Genomic DNA, 1,493 nt, shown 5'->3' on the forward strand with positions numbered 1-1,493 from the left:
AGGCCGGGGGAGGTGAAGGCGCGGCCGTCGTCGGTGACCACGGCCGACTCGTAGCCCTCCGCGATGCGGTCGGCCAGCCAGGCGATGCCGGCCTCGCCCATGGCCAGGCCGGCCGTCGCCAGGGCGTCGGCGCGGGCCAGGTCGGGGCCGGTCACGGTGACCGAGCGCAGGCCTCGGGCCGGTTTTCCGGTACGCGGGTTCCAGACGTGCTCGCCACGCTCGTACACGCCGGAGGTCGCCACCGCGCCGTCGGTGACCGACAGCACCCAGCTCATCTTGTCGGCTTCCCACGGGTGCCGTACGCCGATCCGCCACGGCCCGCCACGCACCCGGATGTCGCCGCCGGCGTTGATGTAGTGACGCACCGACCCGGCCGCCGCCAGCCGCGCCGACGCCACCTCGACCGACCAGCCCTTCACATACCCGGAGGGATCCAGCCGCCCGGCGAAGTGGGCGTCGAAGTAACCGTCGGTCTCCTTCCACAGGTCGGCACAGGCGTCCAGCACGTGCCGCATGTCCGCGGAGAGCTCGTCCAGCGCGATCTCGCGACGCTGGAAACGGTTGACCTCACTGTCCTGCTTGTACGTGGAGAACCGGGCGTCGACCTCGTGCAGCCACCCGCACACGTCGCCGATCAACTCGGGCCGGTCGAGATCGACGCTCACGGCCGTACCCATGACCTGCTCGACGTGGCGCACGGACGGTGACCCTACGCCGCCTTGTCGAGCGCCGCCTGCAGGCTCTTGACGTAGGCCTCGCTGGTCAGCGTGGCCCCGGAGACGGCGTCCACCTCGGCGCTCTGCGCCTTCAGCGTCGCCTGCTTGAGCTTCGCGACGGCCGGCGGGTTGATCGTGCCGCTGTCGTTGGCCGTCGGGTAGCCGACCTCGACACCGGAGACCTTGCCCTTGGTGACCTTGAGCTGGATCTCGATGGTGCCGTAGACGTATTTCGCGCTGGCCTCGTACGTGCCGTTCTTGAATTTGCCCTCCTCCTCGGCGGGCTCTTCCTTCTTGTCCGCTTCCTTCTTCTTGCCGGAAGCCGCGGCGCCGGCCTCGCCTCCCTTCGCGGGCGGCGGGTCGGCGGCGGGCACGTCCTCGGCGGCCGGTGCGGCGGCGACAGGAACCTCGGGCGCGGACACACTCAGCCGGACTCCCACGATGAGAGCCGCGCCGGTCAGAGTGCCCAGGGCCGCAGCGGTGCTACGTCGCATCAGAAAACTCCATGGGGATGGGGATGGGCGTGGAACTCGAACGGGTCAGAACTCGAATGGGTCCAGGTGGAGCTGGCTGTCCGGCACCTCGAGCTCCCGCAGGGTCGCCACGGCGGCGGCCACCAGGCCGGGCGGCCCGCAGAGGTAGACGTCGCGGCGGTTCACGTCGGGGACGAGGCCCAGCAGGCCGTTCGGGGTGAACAGCCGCCGCGGCCCGGGGTCGTTGCGCGAGCCGACGACGTAGCGGACCCAGGCGTCGCGGCGCTCGGCGAGGTCTTCCAGC

2 protein-coding genes and 1 pseudogene are annotated in these 1,493 nt (G+C 71.1%); all 3 read right to left on the reverse strand.

The genetic code is table 11. The annotated features are described in order from the left end of the window. A partial coding sequence (locus tag AB0M20_RS43020) for an FAD:protein FMN transferase (RefSeq protein WP_364307219.1) occupies window positions 1–677 on the reverse strand: 677 nt, incomplete at its 3' end. A 32-nt stretch (window positions 678–709) separates the two neighbouring features. Then, window positions 710–1,210 (reverse strand): FMN-binding protein, encoded by a 501-nt coding sequence (locus AB0M20_RS43025; RefSeq protein ID WP_364307217.1) that lies wholly within the window; start codon window positions 1,208–1,210, stop codon window positions 710–712. 45 nt (window positions 1,211–1,255) lie between these two features. Further along, window positions 1,256–1,493 (reverse strand): annotated as a pseudogene (locus AB0M20_RS43030) (oxidoreductase); the annotation flags it as partial.

This window comes from Actinoplanes sp. NPDC051633 (assembly GCF_040681735.1).
Lineage (GTDB): Bacteria > Actinomycetota > Actinomycetes > Mycobacteriales > Micromonosporaceae > Actinoplanes.

What these genes read in the sequence shown, in the direction of transcription:
- AB0M20_RS43025 (WP_364307217.1), bottom strand. Translation starts at nt 1,210, where the DNA reads ATGCGACGTAGCACCGCTGCGGCCCTGGGCACTCTGACCGGCGCGGCT.